Raw genomic sequence first — 20,293 nt, forward strand, 5'->3', positions numbered from 1 at the left:
ATTATGAAGAAACTGAAAACAGCGGATGTAGTGACAGGAGCTGCGGTAGTGCAAAGTGAATCCAGTAAATATGCGGTAGCAGTTACTATTCCCGATCTGATGCAATCGATCAGAGAAACTGAAAATGGATTGAACTTATTACTGGGCAGGGTTCCGGGGCCGATAGAACGAAGTAAATTTGATCAGATTCACCCGATTGCGCTATTGCAAACTGGTGTTCCTGTACAATTATTAGCTAACCGCCCTGATGTACTGGCTGCGGAGTATAATTTCCAAAATGCCTTTGAACTGGGTAATGTGGCGAGAACTTATTTTTATCCTTCTTTAACTATTTCAGCATCAGGGGGATATTCTAGTTTCAGTAGTTTCTTTGGCCCGGGATCATGGATCAGCAGTCTAACGGGAGGTTTAACACAGCCTATATTTAACAAGGGTGCTAATAAAACAAGGCTAAAAGTAGCTTTGGAGCAGCAGCAACAAGCTGTATTAAGTTTCCAGACTGTGGTACTTACCGCCGGACAGGAGGTTTCTAATGCAATGTATTCTTATCAGCGGGCTTCGGAAAAGAAAATCACCAGAACAAGTCAATTGGAGAATCTGGAAAAGTCAGTTCAATATACACAGGCGCTGGTTAGATATGGCTCAGCAAATTATACTGAAGTACTGACTGCGCAGCAAAGTTTTCTGGCTGCCCAGCTTAGTCAGGTCAATGACCAGTTGCAGCAAGTGCAGGCAACGGTGTCTTTGTACCGGGCTTTAGGGGGTGGATGGAAATAGAATTTATGCCTTCCACCGTTTGTGTGACCATAACCAATAAGAAGGGTCTACTTTGATTGTATGTTGAAGTGTCTGCAAAACATTTGGTGATTTCCTGATTACAGGTTTCCTTTGGAGATTCTGTAATCAGGGAAAAACCTATTTCCCAGCAATTATCAGGTTTCCTTTTCATTTCCAGGTAAACAACAACTGCATTAGTTGCAATGGCTAATTTTTCTGCACCATTAAACATATTTGTAGATTGATGTAAGAAGTCAAATTTGGCATGTTCACTAACACCAGGAAACTGATCGGCTAAAAAAATTGACAATTGTGATTTGTCTTTTTGTTTAAGCAAATATCTGAGTGCCTGATTTGCAGGAAGAAGCTGCATCCCAAAACGGCCTCTCACATAGTGAACTAATTTATTCATAACAGGACTGGAAAGTGGTTTGTAAATTGCATTTACTTTAAATGGAAGCCTGGCTGGTAAAATATTCAGATATTCCCAATTTCCATAATGCCCTAAAACGGCAATTATATTGCGGTTTTGCTGATGGTAATGAAGTAAGAGTTCTGTATTGACCAGCTGTGTTTTTTTTATCCAGGGAATGACTGCTTACAGAGAAGAGTTTAATGATCTCAATGACCATACAGGCCAGATGCTTGTAATAGTCTTTGGCAATCTGTTGAATCTCTCCATAAGATTTTGCAGGTAAGGACCTGGAAAGATTCTGCAGGACTACGCTATAACGGTACCTGAACACTTTGTAAGAAATAAAATAAAGGAACCTTCCGATAGTGACATCAGCTATTGTATGCGGAAGCAGACTAATGAGGTAAATAGGAAAAAAAATAAGGTGATACAACTGATTGAAAAATTTATTCCTCACAAGATTCATGGACAAGTTTTAATAGGTAAATAATTACGATAATAGCCAGGACCAGCGCAATAGATAGAAAACCGCTGAACATGAAACATAGAGAATGAGTTTGACCTGTCATAAGATTACTAATTTAGGTTGTGGATTTTGGTTGCTATAAAACAATTGACCAGTTGAGAACGGGGCTTGACGAATAGCTTGTTTGGATTGATCAGATCAGTCATTTTATTTGTTGTTTGTCTTGTGACAACCTCATTTGCTTTTACCCTTACTACTTTTGTAATTAAATAATACATAATTTACGCAGGGATAATTAGCAGGTGCTATTGTCCCGGATCAGGAACAATTAATTAATATTTATATGGATATCGTCATACAGGCAACAGAAGAGATTAACCTTTTTTTACAAAATATCGGAGAATGGTTTCGCAGTGATGTTGAAGGAAACAAAGCAGGAGAAGCTGCTATTCTAAAGAATTTTCATCAGGATTTTATAATGATTACTCCTGGTGGTCTTGCTGTGGATTTTACAGAATTATCGGCCTGGCTACCTACAGTGTACGGACTTAAGCCTGATATTCTAATAGAAGTTGAAGATATTAAAGCGCATTATGTACTGGCAGATAGTGTCTTGATGACTTATACAGAATTACAGTACAGAGAAGAAGGTGATAATAAAAGAATCGCCAGTGCTTTATTTATCAGAGGAGATGACGGACGGACAGCTAAAATGGCACCATTTGCAGGAAACATGGTCTCCAATTGTTGAAGATCAGGAGAATTAACCTGGGTTTCTGATTTTTTTTAAAGATTCATACACTGGCTGTAATGTTGTCCAGAAGGCTTTGTGCTGTGGAAAATTCAGTACTTCTGTGTTCATATTTTCTTTTGTCATTCTGAAAGGGAAAATATGAACCGGAATTTGTGATTGCCCGCTGTTTTTTGCTTCAACAGCGAGTATATAAACCTCTTTTATTTTATCATCAGTTAACGGGATACATCCTGCTGTAACCTGGTTCCCATGAATATAGATATCCGAACCTGGATCATTCTGACCACTTCTGAGCAGATCAGTAGCATTTGGATAATTAATCCTGAGGGATAAATGAAATTTGCTATCCGGATTAAACCTGTCAATGAAATATATCCCTTCGGGAGTCTGAAGATCACCCTTTTTAGTTTTTGGCCCTAAAATTCCTGAATATGCACTAAAATCATAAGTCATAAGTCTTAAACAGACTGTATTTAGCTTGATTTCTGGCTTTCACCCATATTTCCAATTTGCCTTCGCTTTTATAGGCAGTAATGGATAAATCGAATTTATCTTTAAAGTCTTTTTGACGCAGTTCGTCCTGTAGGCTGGTCCATTTTTCAGTATAGGCAGTTCTTACTCTTCCCATATTGAGCTGTTGCTGTTTGAAATTGTTTTGAAGGGATAGTTTTTCCTGTTTCATCAACATATGTAAATGTTTGGTGAAGAAATTAGGTGGTTCTTTGCTGGACAAATTAATAAATATGAAACGATTATTCAGTCTTTTAGCCGTTATGTTTTTTACTGTTTCTTCTTTTGCTGCAAAAGTAGATACGGCAGCAGTATATAGTGGGGCTATGAAAAAAGAAATCCGCTGTGTTTTTATAACTCCGGATAAAACGAAAGGTATCAGGCAGTTCCCGGTAGTATACATATTACATGGCTATAGCGGGAATGCGATGAGAACAATCAAGCAGGATATATCCCCGATCTTGCCGTACAGGCAGAAACTTACAAAATGATTTTTGTTCTTGCAGATGGAGGCTATGACAGCTGGTATTTTGATAGTCCGGTAAATGATAAGATACGTTATGAAAGTTTTATCAGTAAAGAGCTTGTTGGTTATACCGATAAAAATTATCCTTCGATAGCTAAGCGGGAGAAAAGAGCAATTTATGGATGGAGCATGGGAGGACATGGAGCTCTATTTATTGCTATTCGCCATAAAGAACTGTTTGGTGCAGCAGGTAGTACCTGCGGGGCGGTTGACTTCAGACCTTTTACAAATGGATACGGAATTGAGAAGAACCTTGGTGATTATTCCGGCCATGAAAAAAGCTGGGAAACTCATACGGTAGCTTACACGATATCGTCGCTGAAAAACAATGAATTGAAACTGATCATTGACTGTGGTCTTAATGATCCCTTATTGGAAATAAACAGGTCTTTACATCAGAAATTAATTGAGCTAAAAAATATAGCGCACGATTATATAGAGCGCCCTGGAGGACACGATAACGTATACTGGTCAAAGGCTGCGGCTTTTCAGCTATTATTTATTCATAACTATTTCAGTCAATCCTGATTGGCTGATCAGGAATTCAATTCAAAACAAATTTATACCGATGAAACTTATTCAACGTTTATTAATTATGGCAACATTAGGCTTATTAACTCAGCAAGGCATTGCACAGGAAATTACTAACCCTAAAGGTTTATATGATCCCCGTCCGCATGGATATTCTCACGTAGCTACGGTACCTGCTAATAGTATACTGGTTTTTGTCGCCGGACAGGCAGGAACAGATCAGGAAGGTAAATTGAGTGAAGATTTCAGAACGCAGGTAAGGTTTACTTTTGAGAACCTGGCAATTGCGTTGAAAAGTAAGGGGCTGGAAATGCAGCATATTGCTAAACTAACAACACTTGTGGTTGATTATGATGCTGAAAAACACAAAATACTCATTGAAGAAGCAGAAGAAAGTCTGGCCTGATGAGAAATTTCCTGTGAATACACTGATTCCTGTTTCAAGATTAGCCTTAGACGGAATGCTAATCGAAATTGATGCGACTGCAGTCATGCACGATTTGAAATAAACAGGTTATTTCAAATGAAATAATCCGATCTTTATCCCACAGAACAGAGGGATTGAAGATGGATTTATTTATTAAAGCATTAAATAGCTACGCTGCATTATCTACTGCTTGCGTTGATGAAATCTTAAAAATCGTGCGGCCCAAAACTATTGTTAAGCACGATTTTTTACTGAGAGAGGGGAGTATACCCAGAACAATTTCCTTTGTCAAAAAAGGTCTTTTATCTTATTATTATACTACTGAGGAAGGGAATATTGTAATCAAGAAGTTCTTTGCGGAAAATTCTTTTGTGGCATCGACCTCAGCGATGCTTAAAAGAGAACCGGGTATGTTTAATATCTATGCGCTTGAAGATACTGAGGTACTTGAATATGATTCAGCTTCGTTCTGGAAGTTGATCGAACGGTTTCCAGATCTTGCCATGTTTCATATTAAATATATGGAAAAGCACTGGATAGCAGATAAAGAGGTCTTAGAGATTACGGCAAAATATCAAAATGCTACACAGCGTTATCAAACGTTTCTGCTCACCTATCCTGAACTGAATGAGCGGCTTAAACAACATCATATTGCTTCTTATCTGGGTATAACCCCAACTCAGCTTAGCCGGATCAGAAAAGAATTGTAGTTTAGAATTTGAGAGAAATAATTAATCCTATCTTAGAGCTTGTTTAAGCAGATCGTATCTATACGGTCTGATAGAGGGAAATTTTTATACATAATATCATATTCGGGATGTCAAATATTAAACTGATTATAGAGGAAAGAGCGAGCAATATTGGCAATTTTATAGTAGGCAGGCTTTTACCATTTCGTGAAAAAAGAATGGTTGGACCATTTTCGTTTATCGATCATATGGGCCCGGTTTGCCTGAGTGACCATGAGAACATGAGAACCTGGATGTACCTCCGCATCCGCATATTGGTCTTTCGACACTGACTTATCTTTTTAAAGGCAGTATTATGCACAAAGATAGTTTAGGTAATGAGGTGGAGATTAAGCCTGGTCAGGTAAACTGGATGACTGCTGGAAGCGGGATTGTTCATTCTGAACGTACTCCTGAATATTTACGACATTCAGATAAGATGCTGCATGGACTCCAGATCTGGGTCGCTTTACCAAAAGACAAGGAGGAAATGGCCCCGGAGTTTTATCATATTGAAGAAAATGAGATGCCTGTTTGGGAATCTGAGGGAACTTCATTTAAGTTAATTGCGGGAGAAGCTTTCGGAAAGAAATCTCCTGTACCAGTTTTTAGCCCGCTTTACTTTCTGGAATTGAAAACCAAAGACCGCCAGACGGTGAAAATAGGGGAATATTTGTATGGTGAAAGTGCCTTATACATTCTTGAAGGGGCTATAGAAAGTGAAGGGAATGTTTATGAACCAAAACAAATACTGATTGCTAAAGACAGTCAGCTCTGTGAATTCGAAATGCATGAAAATACGACCGTTTATATTTTTGGCGGTGAACCATTTCCAGAAGAGCGGTTTATATACTGGAATTTTGTGGCTTCAAGCAGAGAAAGGATTGAGGAAGCGAAAACCAAATGGCTGGAACAGTCATTCCCACCGGTTCCGGGGAGACGGATTTTGTGCCGCTTCCGCCACAGGGGAAACAGATCAGATAATTGGCTGGCAAAAAAGATTAAATAATTATAAGCAGGTACGTATTTAAGGAAATAATAGCTATGAATATCGAGCAGTTTAACGATGAGAAAAAGGGCAGTTTTAAAGCCATAGAAGATGAAAAGGTAGCCGGAGAAATGACTTATGTCTGGGCCGGACCGGGTAAGATCATTATTGATCATACTGAAGTAAACCCTGATTTTTCAGGAAAAGGGGTGGGAAAGAAATTAGTACTTGAAGCGGTAAAATATGCCAGGGAAAAAATAAAGTGAAAATTCTTCCTTTATGTCCTTTCGCTAAAAGTGTATTTGATAAAAACCCAGATTTGCAGGACGTACTTTTTTAATACTAAACAGATGAAAACCGAATTTTATACTCAATTATATAAACGTGATCTCAAAAGGGTCACTGAAGAACTTGAAAAATATCCGGATGATAACTCCTTATGGGAAGTATTACCGGGAACGACCAATTCAGGAGGCAATTTACTGCAGCATCTGATTGGTAATTTAAAAACTTTTGTAGGTAATCCCTTTGGACATATCAATTATGAAAGAAACAGAGATGCTGAATTTAATGCCCGTTTATTTACTAAGGAAGAATTGATAGTCGAATTTAATCAATTATCGGAGACTATTGGTGATGCTATTTCCAGCCTGACAAGTGAGCAGTTGGATGAGGATTATCCTGCTGCAATAAAGGTAGTCAATGAGGAACAGACAGTTGAATATGTATTAATTCATCTATTTGCTCATTTTTCTTATCATACCGGACAGATTAACTATCACAGGCGTTATATCACTGCTAAGAAAGTATCGGTTTAACGATATAATTTTAAAACATAAAAAACCCTGGATCATTGTTGAGCAAGCCAAAGCAAAACTTCGCTGATTCAGGGTTTTTTATTAAAAGTTATTAGAATCGTTTGGTGTTTTAGGCTCTGCACCTATACTGTCCCTGGTGTTCTTTTGCACCGCAATGGAAGCGAAAATTGTCAATACGAATGACATCGCATAAAACCCTTTTTCACTTAAGGCAAGTGTAGCATTCCACAGACCTACGGTTAACAGTACAAGTGAAAGAACTGTACAGAACCAGGCTATCCCATAGTAAATATTGGTTACCGGAATTCCTTCCAGGCGGTCACGTACGCATTTTTGTACCGATATAGCGGCAAATACGCCGAAAATAAGGATCGTAAAGTAGTAACCCTTCTCGTTCAATTGCATTGTAGCATTGAAAAGTCCGATATTATAAGCAGCAGCGAATCCTGCCATTAAAGCTACCCAGGAGGCTCCAATAAATGCACTTGATGGTTTTTGGTTCATTGATTTTGAGATAGATATTAAATGATACTGATTAGTTAATTAGGACAATTATAATTAAATGTAATAATATCCGGTGAGATTCATTTGAATAAAAATGTTAATTTTGATAAGACGCAAAACATGATTATGAAGATTTTAATAGGTTTAGGAGTTCTGATACTTCTGTTGGTGGTCATTTATTTTTCGGGGCCTAAGCCTGCAACGCCAGTTTATGTTACCGCACTGCCTTCGGTTCCGGGCAAGCTGGATCAGTTAGATACATTTATTAATCAAAGGGAAGCCAGACTTCCTGTGAAAACGGATAATGAAGCAAAGATTGTCTGGGCAGATAGTACACATAAGGAGCAAACAGAATACGCTTTAGTATATCTTCATGGGTTTACTGCAAGCCAGGGAGAGGGAGAGCCTGTTCACCGCAATTTCGCTAAAACCTTTGGATGTAATCTTTACCTTGCCCGTCTGGCAGGTCACGGACTAAAAGGAAAAGACGCTATGCTTGAGTTTACACCAGAGAATTTATGGGCATCTGCACTGGAAGCTTATGCAATTGGTAAAAAAATCGGGAAAAAAGTAATTATAATGGGTACTTCAACCGGGGGTGCACTAGCTGTTAAATTAGCAGCGAATTTCCCTGAGATTAAGGGAGTAATTCTTTATTCTCCTAATATTGAGATTAATGACGGTTCAGCATGGCTCACTAATAAACCATGGGGCCTGCAGCTGATCAGGAAAGTAATGGGTGGGATATATTCTAAAAAGAGTGCAGATACTGATCCTAAGGTTCTTCAGTATTGGTATAGTCAATATCGTTTAGAAGCTGTTCCACAATTACAGGAGTTTATGGAAACATCCAATGTGAAAGAAAGTTATGAGCAGGTAAAACAGCCTGTATTAATGCTGTACTACTATAAAGATGCACAGCATCAGGATGCTCGGTAAAAGTAGATGCGATGTTGAAAATGTTTGAAGAATTAGGGACGCCAGGGGCACTTAAAGTAAAGCAGGCAATTCCTAATGCTGGAAATCATGTGATCGCTTCTCCGTTGTTGAGTAAGGATGTACCAGCTGTAGAAAAAGAAACATTAAAGTTTGCAACTGGAATACTAGGAATGATACCTGTAAAAAAGACACCTTAGCTCTGGTTAAAATAATGCTGAAAACTAATATTTATTGTCGGGAATGATATTTGATGTAAGTTAAATGGTAGTTGGCGTAGTAAATTTTTTATTACTGTTTTTATTATGTAAATATTTATTAGATAATATATATTTATATAATAAACATGAAAGTTTTACTGGCGTTATTTTGTTTAATTATTCTAACTAGTTCTGGATGTAGACAATCTGCTGATCCATTTGAATTTGATAATATAGTTAGTATAGCTTATTCAAATATAATAACAAATTTACCTGATTCTAATGTCCATAAAACGAAAAAATAAAGGAATTTAAATTTCTTAGAATTAAAAAAGACACAGTGAAGGTAGATTCCTGTCATCATACGCCAGACTGTTTTATTCAGGTATTGTAAACCAAAAAGAAGAACCCTGACCAATTTCACTGTCAACCCCAATATTTCCGCCATGGCGTTTAATGATCTCTGAACAAATATAGAGGCCTAAACCCAATCCTGAATATTGTCCGCCCTCATAGTCTGAACGATAATAACGGTCGAATAAATGAACCCTTTTTTCCTCTGGAATACCTGGCCCGCCATCTTTTATGGATACTTTGGTTATTCCATGTTCTTTTTCTATAATCATATAGATGTTTTTTGAATCCGGGGCATATTTAACTGCATTGTTTACGAAATTGACTACAACCTGATCTATCCTGTTTTCATCTGCAAAGACCTCTATAGATGCATCGCCCTGCACAATGAGTTCATGTTTGCCATCCATTCTTACATGTGTGCAGCAGGTATTCAGTAAATGGCCAGGTTGAAAACAGACTTATTCAATTGAAGTTGCCCCTCGTTTATACGGGTAACATTGAGTAGATCATCAATCAAACTGGTTACCTTTTCCATACTTTTAGTTGATTGCGCTAAAAGTATTGGCAGCATAATGGGAGATGGGTTATCTTTCATACGCATTAAGAGCTGTAAAGCAGCTTTAAGACTTGTAATAGGTGTTTTAAGTTCATGGCTGGCAATGCTGATAAACTCATCTTTTTTTAATAATAGCTCTTTGGTATTTTCTTCCAGGCTTTTTTCTATTGAAACATCCAGTACAGTTCCAATAAACCGGGTTGCTTCTTTCTTAGCATTGAAATAGGCTTTGCCTTTAGATTTTATCCAGCGTATTTTCTGATCATATAATCCTACTGAGCGGTACTCTGTATTGAATTCGCCATTCAGTTCACCTTTTAATGCTTCCTTGGTTTTTTCTTCAACCATTGCGCGGTCTTCGTGGAAAATATGATCCATAAATAGTGAGGAGTCAACATAGTCGTCGGGGGCAAGGCCGAATAATTCTTTACAACGATTGTCCCAGATCAGTTCATTGGTTAAAGGGTTAAAATCCCAGGCACCTATACCGGCAGATTCAATTGCAAAATGTAATCTTTCCTTACTTTCTTCCAGTAAACGCTCTGCCTCAGCAAGCCCTTCTTCAACTTTTCGTTTATCTGTTATGTCGTGTATAGCCAGTAAAATTAATTTGTCTTCCGTATACGTATCAAATTGTCTGGCGGTAAGACGCATAATTCTACGCCCTATCAGGTTAAATACATGATCAACTTCAAAGGCTTTAAAGTGCCCCTCTTGTGGCAAAATGTTTTCTAACTGATGGCGCAGAACAGGGATATCCCATTGCTTGTTGCCCAGGTCATACAAAAATGTGCCCTCAGTTTCTTGTTCTTTTACTTTAAACATCTGAAAGAATCCTTCCGAAGCACGCAATACTTTGAGTTCCTTATCCAGGATAATGAGTGGGGTCATGAATGGTATTGAATATCTCTTCTGTATATCTCTTAGAGTTGTTTAACTGTTCGTTACGTTCCAGGAGTTCAGCATTGACTTCTGTGATTTTATCATTTTTTTTTAGCAAGTCTTCATTGCTAATTGTTATCCTAGAAGATAGATTTTTGAGCTCTGTGATGTCATAAAAACTAATAATGGCACCATTTGCTTTTTTACTGCCCTTTCTGAGATAAGGCATAGTCATTACCTGGTATATTTTACCTCCATCAGATTCCGCTTCCCGGATAATAGTCTCATTATGTAGCATAACTTTTTTTTTTATATCATCTATCCAGCTATCCATCCTGATATTTGTAGTTATATTGCTTAACGGACGGCCAATATCACTCTCACGTATATTAATATGCTGAACGGCTGCAGGAGAGAATTTTTTAAGCAACAAATCCTGATCTACAAATAGTTGCCCGTTGGTGTTACTACGGAAATAATTATTCAGATCGTCATTTAATTCGGCAGTTCCGAATTGGTATAATGCTGTTCTTTATTAATCGTTTGCAGTTCTTCATTTAAAGATTGTAATTCTTCATTTGCACTCTGCATTTCTTCGTTGGCAGATAAAAGCTCTTCGTTAAAAGATTGCATATTCTCATTTGACGAGGCTATCCAGTCATGCGCAGTTTCCAGCTGATGCTTTGCTTCGGTAAGTTCATTTTCGAGGTTGGTAACATATCCTTTAGTCAGTTGGGAAGTATCATCAGCCAGAATATAACTCTGATCAGTCTTCTTATCCCTGTTTTTTTGGAAAAGAACCAATATCAGCTGTGTAGTTGAATTTGTTATTAAAAAGGGTTTAATCACAATATCAATAATATGGCTCATCAGTTCATCTTTAACCTGAAGCTTGAGGTTTTTAAGTACAATTCTATCGTTTGTTTTCAAAGCTTTATGAGCTGCGGCTTTGAAAGCAATTGCAATATGATCAGGTATTAAGTCATTCAGGTTAAAATTGAAAAGTTCGTTTTTAAGATAAATAGATGGATCGCCAAATGAACGGATTACAGTCAGGTTTTCGTCTGTACATATTCCTCTGAATCCAGACTCTTCCAGAATAACCTTGTTTATTTCATCTGTAGCAGCTAATTTTGATAGGGGAGCTGTGGCTTTCTTACTTATTTCCATTGTAGTATTTTTTATTCCTTCAAGAATGGGTGACGGAAAGATGTCAAACCTAAAAGTCTGGCCGTTTTTATTCCGTTTTAGTATATTCCATTTATTGCTGATTTCTTCAAAATTCTTTTGTAAAACAGTAGCGTTCTCACTAGGGCCTAAAAATAGATATCCATCTTTCTTTAGACCAAAATACATCATGGAGAAGACTTTTTTCTGTAAAACGGCATTCATGTAAATTAACAGGTTACGGCAGCTAATCAGGTCAATGTTACAATAGGGAGGGTTTTTGGCCAGGTCATGGTGTGCAAAAATGAGCATTTGTCTGATCTCTGGTTTTATTTTGAAGTAGTCGTCGTCTTCGTGGGTGAAAAACTTTAGTCTCTCTGTTGTTATGTTTTTGACCAATGCTTCTGGATAAACTCCTTTTGAAGCAAATTCCAGTGAAGATTTGCTAATATCTGTTGCGAATATTTTAACATCATTTTTTTGCTGAACCTTGTCTAAATATTCCCTGATTAATATGGCTAGCGAGTAAGCTTCTTCACCTGTAGAACAGCCTGCTACCCATATTTTTATAACTTCGTCTGATTTTTTGTGATCTATAATATCAGGAATTACCGTTTCTTCAATTACTTTAAAAGACTCAGGGTCTCTGAAAAAAGAAGTTACCCCAATTAAGAAGTCATTAGCGAGCAGTTCTGTTTCTTTAGGGTTTTGCTGTAAAAAAGCATAATATTTTCCAACATTACTAAAATGCTGCTGTTCCATCCTCCTTTTTATTCTGCGTAAAATGGTGGGATGTTTATAGTTAGTAAAATCAAAAGGGAGAGTTTCTTTAATCAAACGGATAATTTCAAGATGTCCGCCTTCGTTGATTTTATCATCTTTCTGGTTAGTGTGAGTTATATTGTTCTCGACATAGTCTTCAATTACTTTGGGCATAGCCTCTGGAGCAAGAATATAGTCAGTAACAGAACTTGCAATTGCTGCAAATGGCATTTCTTTGTAATTAGCTGTAGCAGGATCCTGAACGATAACCATACCACCTCTTTTTTTAATAGCCTTAACCCCCTTTGACCCATCGTTTCCAGTGCCGGATAGAATAACACCTATTGCATGTGTTGTTTGTTCTTTCGCTAATGAGATAAAAAAGTAATCAATAGTCATATGCGGCCTCGGCTTATTTTTTTTATCAGTTAAAATAAGTCTGCCACCTTTAATTTCCATAAAATGAGAACTGGGTATAACATATACCGTATTGGGTTCTATGATAAGATTATGGGTCGCTTCTACAACCTGGAGCTTACTATGCCGGCTGAGTATCTGGGCCATCTGACTTTTGAAAATGGGAGACAGGGAGACAGGTGCTGAATAAGTATATAGGAGACAGCATCGAGGGGAGTATAGTCGAAAAATGCAGCAATTGCATCAAGACCGCCAGCAGATGCACCAATGGCTATAATATATTGCTTATTGGTGCTTGCATCCATGGTAACGGGTTAATTTTATAGAACGAGGGTTTGTAATCAAATATAGGTATTAATCGCGTTGGATTTATCTATTAATTAATAAGGGTACCTATGGTTAAATAAAATGAATTTTGTAAAAGGGTAAAAAAAGTCTTGAATATTCGGCGCAATAAACTTTAAGTAATGCAAGCGCTTTTTTCTGACTATGCAGATTAAATTATAGCTTTACTGTTTATGAATAAACCGCTTTCTTCAGTTTTGGTCTCTTATTTGTTTGCTGGGATTTTTTCAGCATTAACACTGTTTTCTTGTACTAATTCAAATACTTCCGGAAATAAAAAAACAATGTTTCCGATGCTAAGAATGGTCCTGCTAATCAGCAAAGTGATTCTGCTGGTCAAATGGAAACAGGTAAAATTAAAAGTGATACTTTGAAAGTTGCAGATCTTCCTGCTATAGTTACTTACAAAGGGAAACCCATTAAGATTATGGGCTGGAAGGATAAGTTAGGGGATAATCTTTTACTGCTTACTGAAACGGGTGAGTTTGCTTCTAAAGATTCGGCGGAATATGAAGATAACAGGGATGCAGAATTACATGTTTATCATTATGTGAAAACGGCGGGCGTATGGCAGAAAATTGCAAATGTTAATGATCAGATCAGTTCATGTCCTGTAGATATTGTGACAAGATTTGTTCCTGGTGCCTTGTTTGTTACTGATCTGGACGGCGATGGAATTGCAGAAGCCACTTTTGCTTATCAATTGACCTGTACCGGAGGGGTTGATAACAAAGTTATGAAATTGATCATGCTTGAGAATAAAAACAAATATGTGATCAGAGGAACGACCACGGTCAATATGGGTGAAAAGATTCCGGGTACCATGAATATATGAAGCTGGAATACCAGAACCTTTTAAGGCTTTTATGATTAAGGAATGGAAAGCTTTTGAAACAGAGCATTATCAATAGCTTTTATAGCTTGTTATTTCAATAAGAGGCTTGTTCGTTAAAAATCTATTGATATTTTATTATGATTATTGATGTCAAAAGAAGCCACTAAATCCTTACTGAGAAAATCTGCAACTTTTTTAGCTTCACCACCTAATCTGAATTTTGGTTTATATAAAGTACTGAAATAAACATTAAGAGGTTGATCTATGAGGTTACCCTTAGCATCAGTTGTAGCATCCTGAAAAACTATTTCAGAAACGATTACCCTGTATTTTTTATCTTTAATACTGATCAGTACGTTTGCATCTATAGGGGCATTGAGCGGAAAGCTATCGTAATATGCTTTTGAGTCAAATCTGGTATAAATGGCGATATAATCCGTAAGCCTGCCACTCAGCTGATAAACAGATTGATTTTCTGTACTAGTCAGCTGGAAATTTTTAACAGCAGGAAGGTACATCTTAATTTCTGCTGCTAATTCTTCTTTCTCCAGGTCAGAAGAATAAATTTTTTCGAAGATCGTTGTGTAATCTTTTAAGACGAGTGCAGTACCTGGTATGCTGTCCTGGACGTTTTTGGATAGTCTGACTTCCTGATTGTCATCTTGTGCAAGCAGGGCCAGAGGAAATAATAAAAAAAGAAATAACAGCGATTTCATAAGCGTCCGGTTTTATAAATAAATATTAATTCAATGCTCAAACATATATAAGTTGAATTAATTTAACAAATGGTTAATTGCGGAATTTGTTATAATTTTTAGTCCAGTAGGAATTAATAAATCCCCATTTACCATTTTTATAATTATTTAGAGTTTCAATAGGATAGATGGCAATCTTCTTTTCCTTTTTATTCACTACTGCATAAATGTAAATCCCGTTTTTCAACTCCGGGTCATTACATGCTCTTCCTGAGATATTGCCCAGTTTTTTTTTTTTTTTATCCGGTTGTTTTTTTTAATTCATATAAATCGCTGTCCCAGTACATATCTGCACAACCGCTGCGATGATAAGAATAATAATAATTTGTTCCTTTTATTCTTTGTGAAGCGGGGAATCCTGTGAAACCAGTTACTTTCCTGAATTTATTGTTTTTGGGATTAAACAGGATAAGATCTTGTATCCCCGGAACATTTGTAGCATAGCTAATAAGAAGATCTTTGTATCCATCGCCATTAAAATCTATAAATTTAAAACTGGAAAATTCATTATTTGTACTATCCTGAAAAATAATGAGGCCATTTGAATTCAGAATATATAAAGCTGAATAAGGGATAGATGAAGTCTCATTTACTGTGAAAATTGCTTTGTAGATCTTATGATTGATCCTGACAGAATCTATAGCCACAATATTTGAATCATTCTCAGAAATATTTTGCTGTGCAAATGAGCAGGACCAGGTCAGGATAAAAAAAAGTAGCAGATTCAGATTTTTCATAGGTTCCATTATTTGAAATGATTTTGCGAATCTGCTAAAAGAATAGCATTAACCATAAAAAAAGGTGTTTCAATTGAAACACCTTTTTTTTTTTTATTTATGGCTTGACCTCTGTATAGGGATCAAGTTCCGAGTTATATTTTTGCTCCAGATCGTCTTTGAAACGTTTCGCTTTATCTACCCATTCAGGAGCTTTATCCTGCAGATCGTCAACTATAGATCTGCCATTAACATCTTTTTTTGTTATGTATTTAATTGCACCGTAAACTGCGGCTCCAATTAACGCTGTTTTTAATAATCCCATTCCGTTTAATTTGTTGATATACCTAAGTAACAGTATACTACTGGAAATGTTTAGAAAAAAAAACATACTGTTTTGAATGTCTGAAGGAAAAATCGCCTGAACTTAAAAATACTCAGATTAATTTCAATTGTATATGTTTATGGAATACCAGCGCTGCCTGCATCTGGATTAAAACATCTTTATGAAACTGAGATCTATTTCCCTGCCCCTGATATTACTTTTTTATTCTTTTTTATAGCACAATCCTGTGTCAGTAATGCCCAAACTCCGCAGATAAAAGTTCTGGGGACAACAGTCCCTTCTGAGCAAAAAGCTGTCAGCCTGAAATCACTTCATATCGAAGTCCAGGTTTATGGGAATATCGCCACTACGGTGATGACCATGTCTTTTGTGAATACAAGTTCCCGGGTGTTAGAAGGAGAACTTACTTTTCCTATGCCTGATGGAGTTAGCATAAGTGGTTATGCAATGGATATAAATGGTAAGTTGAGAGAAGCAGTACCTGTAGAAAAAGCAAAAGCTACAGAGGTTTTTGAAAGTGTTGAGCATCGCAGGGTAGACCCTGGATTACTGGAAAAGGTGGAGGGTAATAATTTTCGTACCCGCATTTATCCTTTTCCTGCTGGTGGTTCGCGGACTGTGAAAATTACTTATGAAGAAGAACTTCATTTCTCTGCTCAACAGCAGCTTAGCTATCGTTTGCCATTGGATTATAAAAAAATGCTATTCCTGAATTCTCTCTGAAAGTAAGTGTTCTGGAAAGCCGTCAGCAGCCTTTATTGGCTGAGCAACCTGATGGTAGTTTTAGTTTTAAAAATAAAGGAACAGCTTTTATCGCAGAGATGCGGCGAAAAGATTTTCTTCCTGCACATGGATTAGTTGTTAATCTGCCAGCTTCTGGTGATCAAACTAACGCTTTAATGCAAAAGGCCGGACAGAGCTATTATTTTCTTGCAAATGTTCTGGTTAAAGCACCGTCGAGAACACACCATTGGAGTAAGCAGATCGGATTGATCTGGGATGTGTCATTGAGTGGATTGAAAAGAGATACTGCAAAAGAATTTGCCTTACTGGATGGAATGATCAAAGCACAAAAGAACTTAACGATACAATTGGGTTTATTGAATAATACCTTTAGTAAAGCTGGCGTGTTTGTGATTAAAGATGGAAACTGGAAAGAATTGCGGGAGAAATTAGTTAACCTGGTATATGACGGCGGTACTGATTATAGCAGAATTAATTCAGATCTGCTTAAGGCAGATGAATACTTGTTTTTTACAGATGGTTTTTCTGGCTTTGGCAGTTCTTCTGTATCACTGGCTAAACCTGTCTATACCATAAACTCTTCGCTTGCTGCCGATTTCAGTACGCTAAAATATATAAGTACCAAAACGGGCGGGCAATTTATTAATTTGAATGTGTTATCTGCAGAAAATGCTTTGCAGCAGATTTCTAAAGATGAGATGCAGTTTATCGGTATCAAAAATAACCCGGGGATCGGTGAACTTTATCCTGCTTTACCTGTACATGTAAACGGTTACCTGTCTGTTGCCGGTATAGCGTCTTCGGGATCTGAAAACCTGGTATTGCAATTCGGTTATGGTAATGAAGTGATTCTGGAACGGAAAGTTAACCTGAATGCAGCATCTCAAAGTGCAGGTATAATTGATGTGAGTAAGATCTGGGCGCAGAAAAAGCTTTCGGATATGGATGTGCATTATGAGCAGAATAAAGAGAAAATCAGTGAGTTGGGTAAACAGTTTGGTTTGGTTACCAGGAATACGAGTTTATTAGTGCTGGAATCAGTTGATGATTATATCCGCTATGGAATTGAGCCTCCTGATGAATTAAGGGCTGAATATAACAGAGGTACTAAGGGCCGGATAAGCGAAAAAGAAGAACGTAAAAATGGCTTAATGAAAGAGGCTATTGCAATGGCGGCAGAGTTGAAGATCTGGTGGAACAAGGTTTTTAAGTCTGAAAAACTTTTTCCTAAACCTGATAAGAAAGATCTTCCTAATGCCCCTCAGGCAAGAGATTCTAATGATCAAAGTGTGCTTTCGGAGGTAGTGATTAACTCAGAAAGGCATGTGGATAGGAGAGAAAGGACTAATGCGAGCCAGATGTTATCTGAAACCGTAGTTACTGCATACGCCCCTATGAGTAAATTAAGCGGAAAAGTTGCCGCGGTTAATAGCAGACAGCAGCTTGCAGAACAGCAGCCTGATGATTATCATTCCGGAATTTAAAAGTGATAAAGAGTATATGAAAAAGATAGATGGTAGTGCAGTGCATGCTTATCAGGAATATCTTGCGATTAGAAAAGAGTATCAGTCTACACCTTCTTTTTATCTTGATATCTCCAATTGGTTTCAGCAACATCATGATGCGGAACGGGCATTAATGATTTTGAGTAATCTTACGGAGCTGGAACTCGAGAATGCCGAAATCTATAAAACGCTGACTTATAAATTAAGAGAAACAGGCAATGTAAAAGCTGAATTATTTACCAGTCGTAAGGTTTTGGAATGGAGACCTATGGATGCACAGAGTTATCGTGATTATGCATTGGCTTTAGCTGATGCCGGGCATTATCAAAGTGCTTTAGATACCTTGTATACGGTCTTGAATCAAAGTTATAGCATGGATAATGCACAGCGTGATCATGGGATTGAAGAAATTATCTTAGCTGAGATTAATAACCTGATCAATCTTCATCGCACAAAACTGAGTATCAGTAAAATTGATAAGAAGGTAGTCTTTAATTTCCCGGTCGATGTAAGAGTGGTGATGAACTGGAATAAAAAAGATACTGATATAGATCTTTGGGTGACTGACCCGAATGATGAAAAGTGTTTTTACAGTAATCAGCGCACTAAAGCTGGAGGGAGAATTAGTGATGACTTTACAAGTGGTTATGGTCCGGAACAGTTTATGATTAAAAAAGCGATTAAAGGGAGATATAAAATTGAGGTAAATTATTATGGTGACAGCCAGTTGAGTATAAGTGGGCCTACTACTGTAATGGCCGAAATTTATACGCATTATGGTAGTATAAGTCAGGAGCGAAAAATAATCACATTACAGTTATCTGGTGAACGGAAGGATGGGGTATTTATTGGAGAATTTACCTTTTAGTCATCAAAATTGATAAGAAATTTATTCAGGTTTTATGAAAAGAGAAGCCATATGTTGATATGGCCTCTCTTTTTTATAATTAAGCTTTTAAGGCTTTTAATAGTTCCAAAGCCGCTTCTTCTGATGAGCCTGGATTCTGACCAGTAATTAATAAACCGTCTTTTTTAACATAAGGACCCCAATCTGCTCCTTTACTATAAATTCCACCCAGGTTTTTTAACTCGTCTTCCAATAAAAATGGAACGACATCAGTCAGTTGAACGGCCTCTTCTTCAGAGTTTGAAAAACCTGTAACCTGTTTACCTTTTACTAAAGGTTCACCATCTTTACTTTTAACTTTTACCAAAGCAGCCGGTGCATGACATACCAGTGCAATTGGTTTTTGCTGTTGGTAAAAGGTTTCTATCAATTGAATAGAGGTAGTGTCATTAGCCAGATCCCACATTGGACCATGTCCTCCCGGATAGAATACAGCGTCATAATCAGCTGCGTTTACTTCGCTTAACTTTATAGTTTTGGCTAATTTTTCTTGTAAAGCAGCATCTTTATCAAAACGATGTGTAGCAGCTGTCTGGAAATCAGGCAACTCACTTTTTGGATCAATAGGAGGTTGCCCGCCTTTAGGAGATGATAAGGTCAGCTCAACACCTGCATCAGCTAATACATAATAAGGAGCAGCAAATTCTTCTACCCAAAAACCGGTTTTTTCACCAGTTTTACCTAATTCACTGTGTGAGGTTAATACAATTAGTACTTTCATAATATTTATTTTAGATTTTTACGACCATTTTACCTTCATTCTTACCTTCAAACAGATCCATGAATGCTGCAGGGATATTGTTGAAACCTTCTACTATAGTTTCTGAATAGTTTAATTTTCCTTCTTTCAGCCAGCTGGTTAATTGTGTAATTGCTTCAGGAGCTTTTGCAGCAAATTCTGATACAATAAAACCGCGCATTAATACACTTTTTGTAACCAGGATAGTATCTAACCTTAAACCTGTCTGGGCTTCTGTTTCATTGTATAAGGAGATTGCTCCGCAAACAGCAACGCGTGCAAATCTGTTCACGTTTAACATGACTGCATCGGAAATATTACCGCCAACATTATCAAAATAAATATCAACGCCGTCAGGACATGCTTCCCGTATAGCATCTTTCATGTTTTTGGTGGTTTTATAATTGATAGCCTCATCAAAACCAAATCGGCTTTTCAATAGTTCTGTTTTCTCATCAGTACCAGCTATTCCTACAACCCGGCAACCCAGGATTTTACCAATCTGGCCAACGATACTTCCTACAGCACCTGCGGCCCCTGAAACAACAATAGTTTCACCAGTTTTTGGTTTGCCTATTTCTGTTAAGCCCAGGTAAGCAGTGAGCCCTGTCATGCCTAATGCACCTAGGTAAGCACTTAGCGGTGCGGCTTTTGCATCAACCTTTGAGAGACCGGTTCCA

The 20,293-nt window shown here is 37.4% G+C and carries 31 protein-coding genes; 16 read left to right on the forward strand and 15 right to left on the reverse strand.

The genetic code is table 11. The annotated features are described in order from the left end of the window. The first annotated feature begins 3 nt into the window (after positions 1–3). Positions 4–777, forward strand: a complete 774-nt coding sequence (locus tag ACWYN3_RS38605; protein ID WP_456218927.1) for a TolC family protein — start codon at positions 4–6, stop codon at positions 775–777. On the opposite strand, the gene ACWYN3_RS38610 is transcribed toward ACWYN3_RS38605, so the two are convergent. Both ACWYN3_RS38610 and ACWYN3_RS38615 read right to left on the reverse strand, forming a co-directional pair. Further along, the gene (locus ACWYN3_RS38610; protein WP_456223303.1) at positions 707–1,345 is read right to left on the reverse strand and encodes a lysophospholipid acyltransferase family protein; all 639 of its coding nucleotides are present in this window, start codon (positions 1,343–1,345) and stop codon (positions 707–709) included. The two genes, ACWYN3_RS38605 and ACWYN3_RS38610, sit on opposite strands and share 71 nt — an antisense overlap. Further along, on the reverse strand, positions 1,227–1,625 hold the full coding sequence (locus ACWYN3_RS38615; RefSeq protein ID WP_456218928.1) for an LpxL/LpxP family acyltransferase: 399 nt from the start codon (positions 1,623–1,625) through the stop codon (positions 1,227–1,229). The genes ACWYN3_RS38610 and ACWYN3_RS38615 overlap by 119 nt, the downstream gene beginning before the upstream one ends. Positions 1,626–2,001: 376 nt before the next feature. Between ACWYN3_RS38615 and ACWYN3_RS38620 the strand changes: the two genes are divergently transcribed. Continuing rightward, entirely contained in the window at positions 2,002–2,409 is a 408-nt protein-coding gene (locus tag ACWYN3_RS38620) for a hypothetical protein (protein ID WP_456218929.1), read from the forward strand. Positions 2,410–2,421: 12 nt separating this feature from the next. Here ACWYN3_RS38620 and ACWYN3_RS38625 read toward each other — a convergent pair whose 3' ends face one another. Continuing rightward, positions 2,422–2,865, reverse strand: coding sequence for a L,D-transpeptidase family protein (locus ACWYN3_RS38625; protein ID WP_456218930.1), 444 nt, complete (start codon positions 2,863–2,865; stop codon positions 2,422–2,424). Beyond that, complete coding sequence (locus ACWYN3_RS38630) at positions 2,855–3,094, reverse strand: hypothetical protein (RefSeq protein ID WP_456218931.1); 240 nt, start codon at positions 3,092–3,094, stop codon at positions 2,855–2,857. Before ACWYN3_RS38630 ends, ACWYN3_RS38625 begins: the two co-directional genes overlap by 11 nt. A 61-nt stretch (positions 3,095–3,155) precedes the next feature. Here ACWYN3_RS38630 and ACWYN3_RS38635 point away from each other — a divergent pair, with 61 nt between their 5' ends. From ACWYN3_RS38635 to ACWYN3_RS38670, 8 genes are all read left to right on the forward strand, one after another. Next, positions 3,156–3,413, forward strand: a complete 258-nt coding sequence (locus ACWYN3_RS38635) for a hypothetical protein (RefSeq protein ID WP_456218932.1) — start codon at positions 3,156–3,158, stop codon at positions 3,411–3,413. Continuing rightward, complete coding sequence (locus tag ACWYN3_RS38640; protein WP_456218933.1) at positions 3,410–3,976, forward strand: alpha/beta hydrolase; 567 nt, start codon at positions 3,410–3,412, stop codon at positions 3,974–3,976. The genes ACWYN3_RS38635 and ACWYN3_RS38640 overlap by 4 nt, the downstream gene beginning before the upstream one ends. A gap of 40 nt (positions 3,977–4,016) precedes the next feature. Further along, the gene (locus ACWYN3_RS38645; RefSeq protein ID WP_456218934.1) at positions 4,017–4,385 is read left to right on the forward strand and encodes a RidA family protein; all 369 of its coding nucleotides are present in this window, start codon (positions 4,017–4,019) and stop codon (positions 4,383–4,385) included. Further along, positions 4,357–4,488, forward strand: a complete 132-nt coding sequence (locus ACWYN3_RS38650; protein WP_456218935.1) for a hypothetical protein — start codon at positions 4,357–4,359, stop codon at positions 4,486–4,488. The genes ACWYN3_RS38645 and ACWYN3_RS38650 overlap by 29 nt, the downstream gene beginning before the upstream one ends. Positions 4,489–4,546: 58 nt before the next feature. Continuing rightward, positions 4,547–5,116, forward strand: coding sequence for a Crp/Fnr family transcriptional regulator (locus ACWYN3_RS38655; RefSeq protein ID WP_456218936.1), 570 nt, complete (start codon positions 4,547–4,549; stop codon positions 5,114–5,116). A 307-nt stretch (positions 5,117–5,423) separates the two neighbouring features. Continuing rightward, the gene (locus tag ACWYN3_RS38660) at positions 5,424–6,143 is read left to right on the forward strand and encodes a pirin family protein (RefSeq protein WP_456223304.1); all 720 of its coding nucleotides are present in this window, start codon (positions 5,424–5,426) and stop codon (positions 6,141–6,143) included. Between the two features lie 35 nt (positions 6,144–6,178). Beyond that, positions 6,179–6,388: a GNAT family N-acetyltransferase gene (locus ACWYN3_RS38665; RefSeq protein WP_456218937.1), complete on the forward strand. Its 210-nt coding sequence runs from the start codon at positions 6,179–6,181 to the stop codon at positions 6,386–6,388. 84 nt (positions 6,389–6,472) lie between these two features. After that, on the forward strand, positions 6,473–6,940 hold the full coding sequence (locus ACWYN3_RS38670) for a DinB family protein (protein ID WP_456218938.1): 468 nt from the start codon (positions 6,473–6,475) through the stop codon (positions 6,938–6,940). 81 nt (positions 6,941–7,021) lie between these two features. Here ACWYN3_RS38670 and yiaA read toward each other — a convergent pair whose 3' ends face one another. Beyond that, the gene (yiaA, locus tag ACWYN3_RS38675) at positions 7,022–7,444 is read right to left on the reverse strand and encodes an inner membrane protein YiaA (RefSeq protein WP_456218939.1); all 423 of its coding nucleotides are present in this window, start codon (positions 7,442–7,444) and stop codon (positions 7,022–7,024) included. A 126-nt stretch (positions 7,445–7,570) separates the two neighbouring features. Here yiaA and ACWYN3_RS38680 point away from each other — a divergent pair, with 126 nt between their 5' ends. Next, positions 7,571–8,383, forward strand: a complete 813-nt coding sequence (locus ACWYN3_RS38680; protein ID WP_456218940.1) for an alpha/beta hydrolase — start codon at positions 7,571–7,573, stop codon at positions 8,381–8,383. A gap of 11 nt (positions 8,384–8,394) precedes the next feature. After that, positions 8,395–8,580, forward strand: a complete 186-nt coding sequence (locus ACWYN3_RS38685; RefSeq protein WP_456218941.1) for a hypothetical protein — start codon at positions 8,395–8,397, stop codon at positions 8,578–8,580. Positions 8,581–8,957: 377 nt separating this feature from the next. Here the strand turns inward: ACWYN3_RS38685 and ACWYN3_RS38690 are convergent, their stop codons facing one another. The 5 genes from ACWYN3_RS38690 to ACWYN3_RS38710 all read right to left on the reverse strand — a co-directional run bounded on the left by ACWYN3_RS38690 (position 8,958) and on the right by ACWYN3_RS38710 (position 13,026). Further along, on the reverse strand, positions 8,958–9,344 hold the full coding sequence (locus tag ACWYN3_RS38690; RefSeq protein WP_456218942.1) for a sensor histidine kinase: 387 nt from the start codon (positions 9,342–9,344) through the stop codon (positions 8,958–8,960). Positions 9,345–9,367: 23 nt separating this feature from the next. After that, a complete protein-coding gene (locus ACWYN3_RS38695) occupies positions 9,368–10,384 on the reverse strand; it encodes a histidine kinase dimerization/phospho-acceptor domain-containing protein (protein WP_456218943.1) in 1,017 nt (338 codons plus the stop codon). After that, on the reverse strand, positions 10,359–10,805 hold the full coding sequence (locus ACWYN3_RS38700) for a PAS domain-containing protein (RefSeq protein ID WP_456218944.1): 447 nt from the start codon (positions 10,803–10,805) through the stop codon (positions 10,359–10,361). Before ACWYN3_RS38700 ends, ACWYN3_RS38695 begins: the two co-directional genes overlap by 26 nt. A 65-nt stretch (positions 10,806–10,870) precedes the next feature. Continuing rightward, positions 10,871–12,868: a CheR family methyltransferase gene (locus tag ACWYN3_RS38705; RefSeq protein ID WP_456218945.1), complete on the reverse strand. Its 1,998-nt coding sequence runs from the start codon at positions 12,866–12,868 to the stop codon at positions 10,871–10,873. Continuing rightward, positions 12,826–13,026 (reverse strand): chemotaxis protein CheB, encoded by a 201-nt coding sequence (locus ACWYN3_RS38710; RefSeq protein ID WP_456218946.1) that lies wholly within the window; start codon positions 13,024–13,026, stop codon positions 12,826–12,828. Before ACWYN3_RS38710 ends, ACWYN3_RS38705 begins: the two co-directional genes overlap by 43 nt. A gap of 380 nt (positions 13,027–13,406) precedes the next feature. Here ACWYN3_RS38710 and ACWYN3_RS38715 point away from each other — a divergent pair, with 380 nt between their 5' ends. Further along, complete coding sequence (locus ACWYN3_RS38715) at positions 13,407–13,901, forward strand: M949_RS01915 family surface polysaccharide biosynthesis protein (RefSeq protein ID WP_456218947.1); 495 nt, start codon at positions 13,407–13,409, stop codon at positions 13,899–13,901. A 113-nt stretch (positions 13,902–14,014) separates the two neighbouring features. Here ACWYN3_RS38715 and ACWYN3_RS38720 read toward each other — a convergent pair whose 3' ends face one another. From ACWYN3_RS38720 to ACWYN3_RS38730, 3 genes are all read right to left on the reverse strand, one after another. Then, positions 14,015–14,617: a hypothetical protein gene (locus ACWYN3_RS38720; protein WP_456218948.1), complete on the reverse strand. Its 603-nt coding sequence runs from the start codon at positions 14,615–14,617 to the stop codon at positions 14,015–14,017. Positions 14,618–14,895: 278 nt separating this feature from the next. After that, positions 14,896–15,393 carry an XAC2610-related protein gene (locus ACWYN3_RS38725; RefSeq protein ID WP_456218949.1) on the reverse strand — a complete coding sequence of 166 codons (498 nt, stop codon included), beginning with the start codon at positions 15,391–15,393 and terminating at the stop codon, positions 14,896–14,898. Positions 15,394–15,490: 97 nt separating this feature from the next. Next, on the reverse strand, positions 15,491–15,697 hold the full coding sequence (locus ACWYN3_RS38730) for a YtxH domain-containing protein (RefSeq protein ID WP_456218950.1): 207 nt from the start codon (positions 15,695–15,697) through the stop codon (positions 15,491–15,493). 321 nt (positions 15,698–16,018) lie between these two features. On the opposite strand from ACWYN3_RS38730, the gene ACWYN3_RS38735 reads away from it, so the two are divergent. From ACWYN3_RS38735 to ACWYN3_RS38745, 3 genes are read left to right on the forward strand one after another with little or no spacing between them, the layout of a single operon-like run. Beyond that, entirely contained in the window at positions 16,019–16,441 is a 423-nt protein-coding gene (locus ACWYN3_RS38735) for a VIT domain-containing protein (RefSeq protein WP_456223305.1), read from the forward strand. A gap of 35 nt (positions 16,442–16,476) precedes the next feature. Then, complete coding sequence (locus ACWYN3_RS38740; RefSeq protein ID WP_456218951.1) at positions 16,477–17,946, forward strand: hypothetical protein; 1,470 nt, start codon at positions 16,477–16,479, stop codon at positions 17,944–17,946. After that, positions 17,924–18,835, forward strand: coding sequence for a DUF2135 domain-containing protein (locus ACWYN3_RS38745; protein ID WP_456218952.1), 912 nt, complete (start codon positions 17,924–17,926; stop codon positions 18,833–18,835). The genes ACWYN3_RS38740 and ACWYN3_RS38745 overlap by 23 nt, the downstream gene beginning before the upstream one ends. 79 nt (positions 18,836–18,914) lie before the next feature. Here the strand turns inward: ACWYN3_RS38745 and ACWYN3_RS38750 are convergent, their stop codons facing one another. Both ACWYN3_RS38750 and ACWYN3_RS38755 read right to left on the reverse strand, forming a co-directional pair. Then, a complete protein-coding gene (locus ACWYN3_RS38750) occupies positions 18,915–19,595 on the reverse strand; it encodes a type 1 glutamine amidotransferase domain-containing protein (protein WP_456218953.1) in 681 nt (226 codons plus the stop codon). Positions 19,596–19,605: 10 nt separating this feature from the next. Beyond that, a complete protein-coding gene (locus ACWYN3_RS38755) occupies positions 19,606–20,226 on the reverse strand; it encodes a zinc-binding dehydrogenase (protein ID WP_456218954.1) in 621 nt (206 codons plus the stop codon). Positions 20,227–20,293 lie beyond the last annotated feature (67 nt).

It is taken from the genome of Pedobacter sp. NJ-S-72 (genome assembly GCF_053890575.1).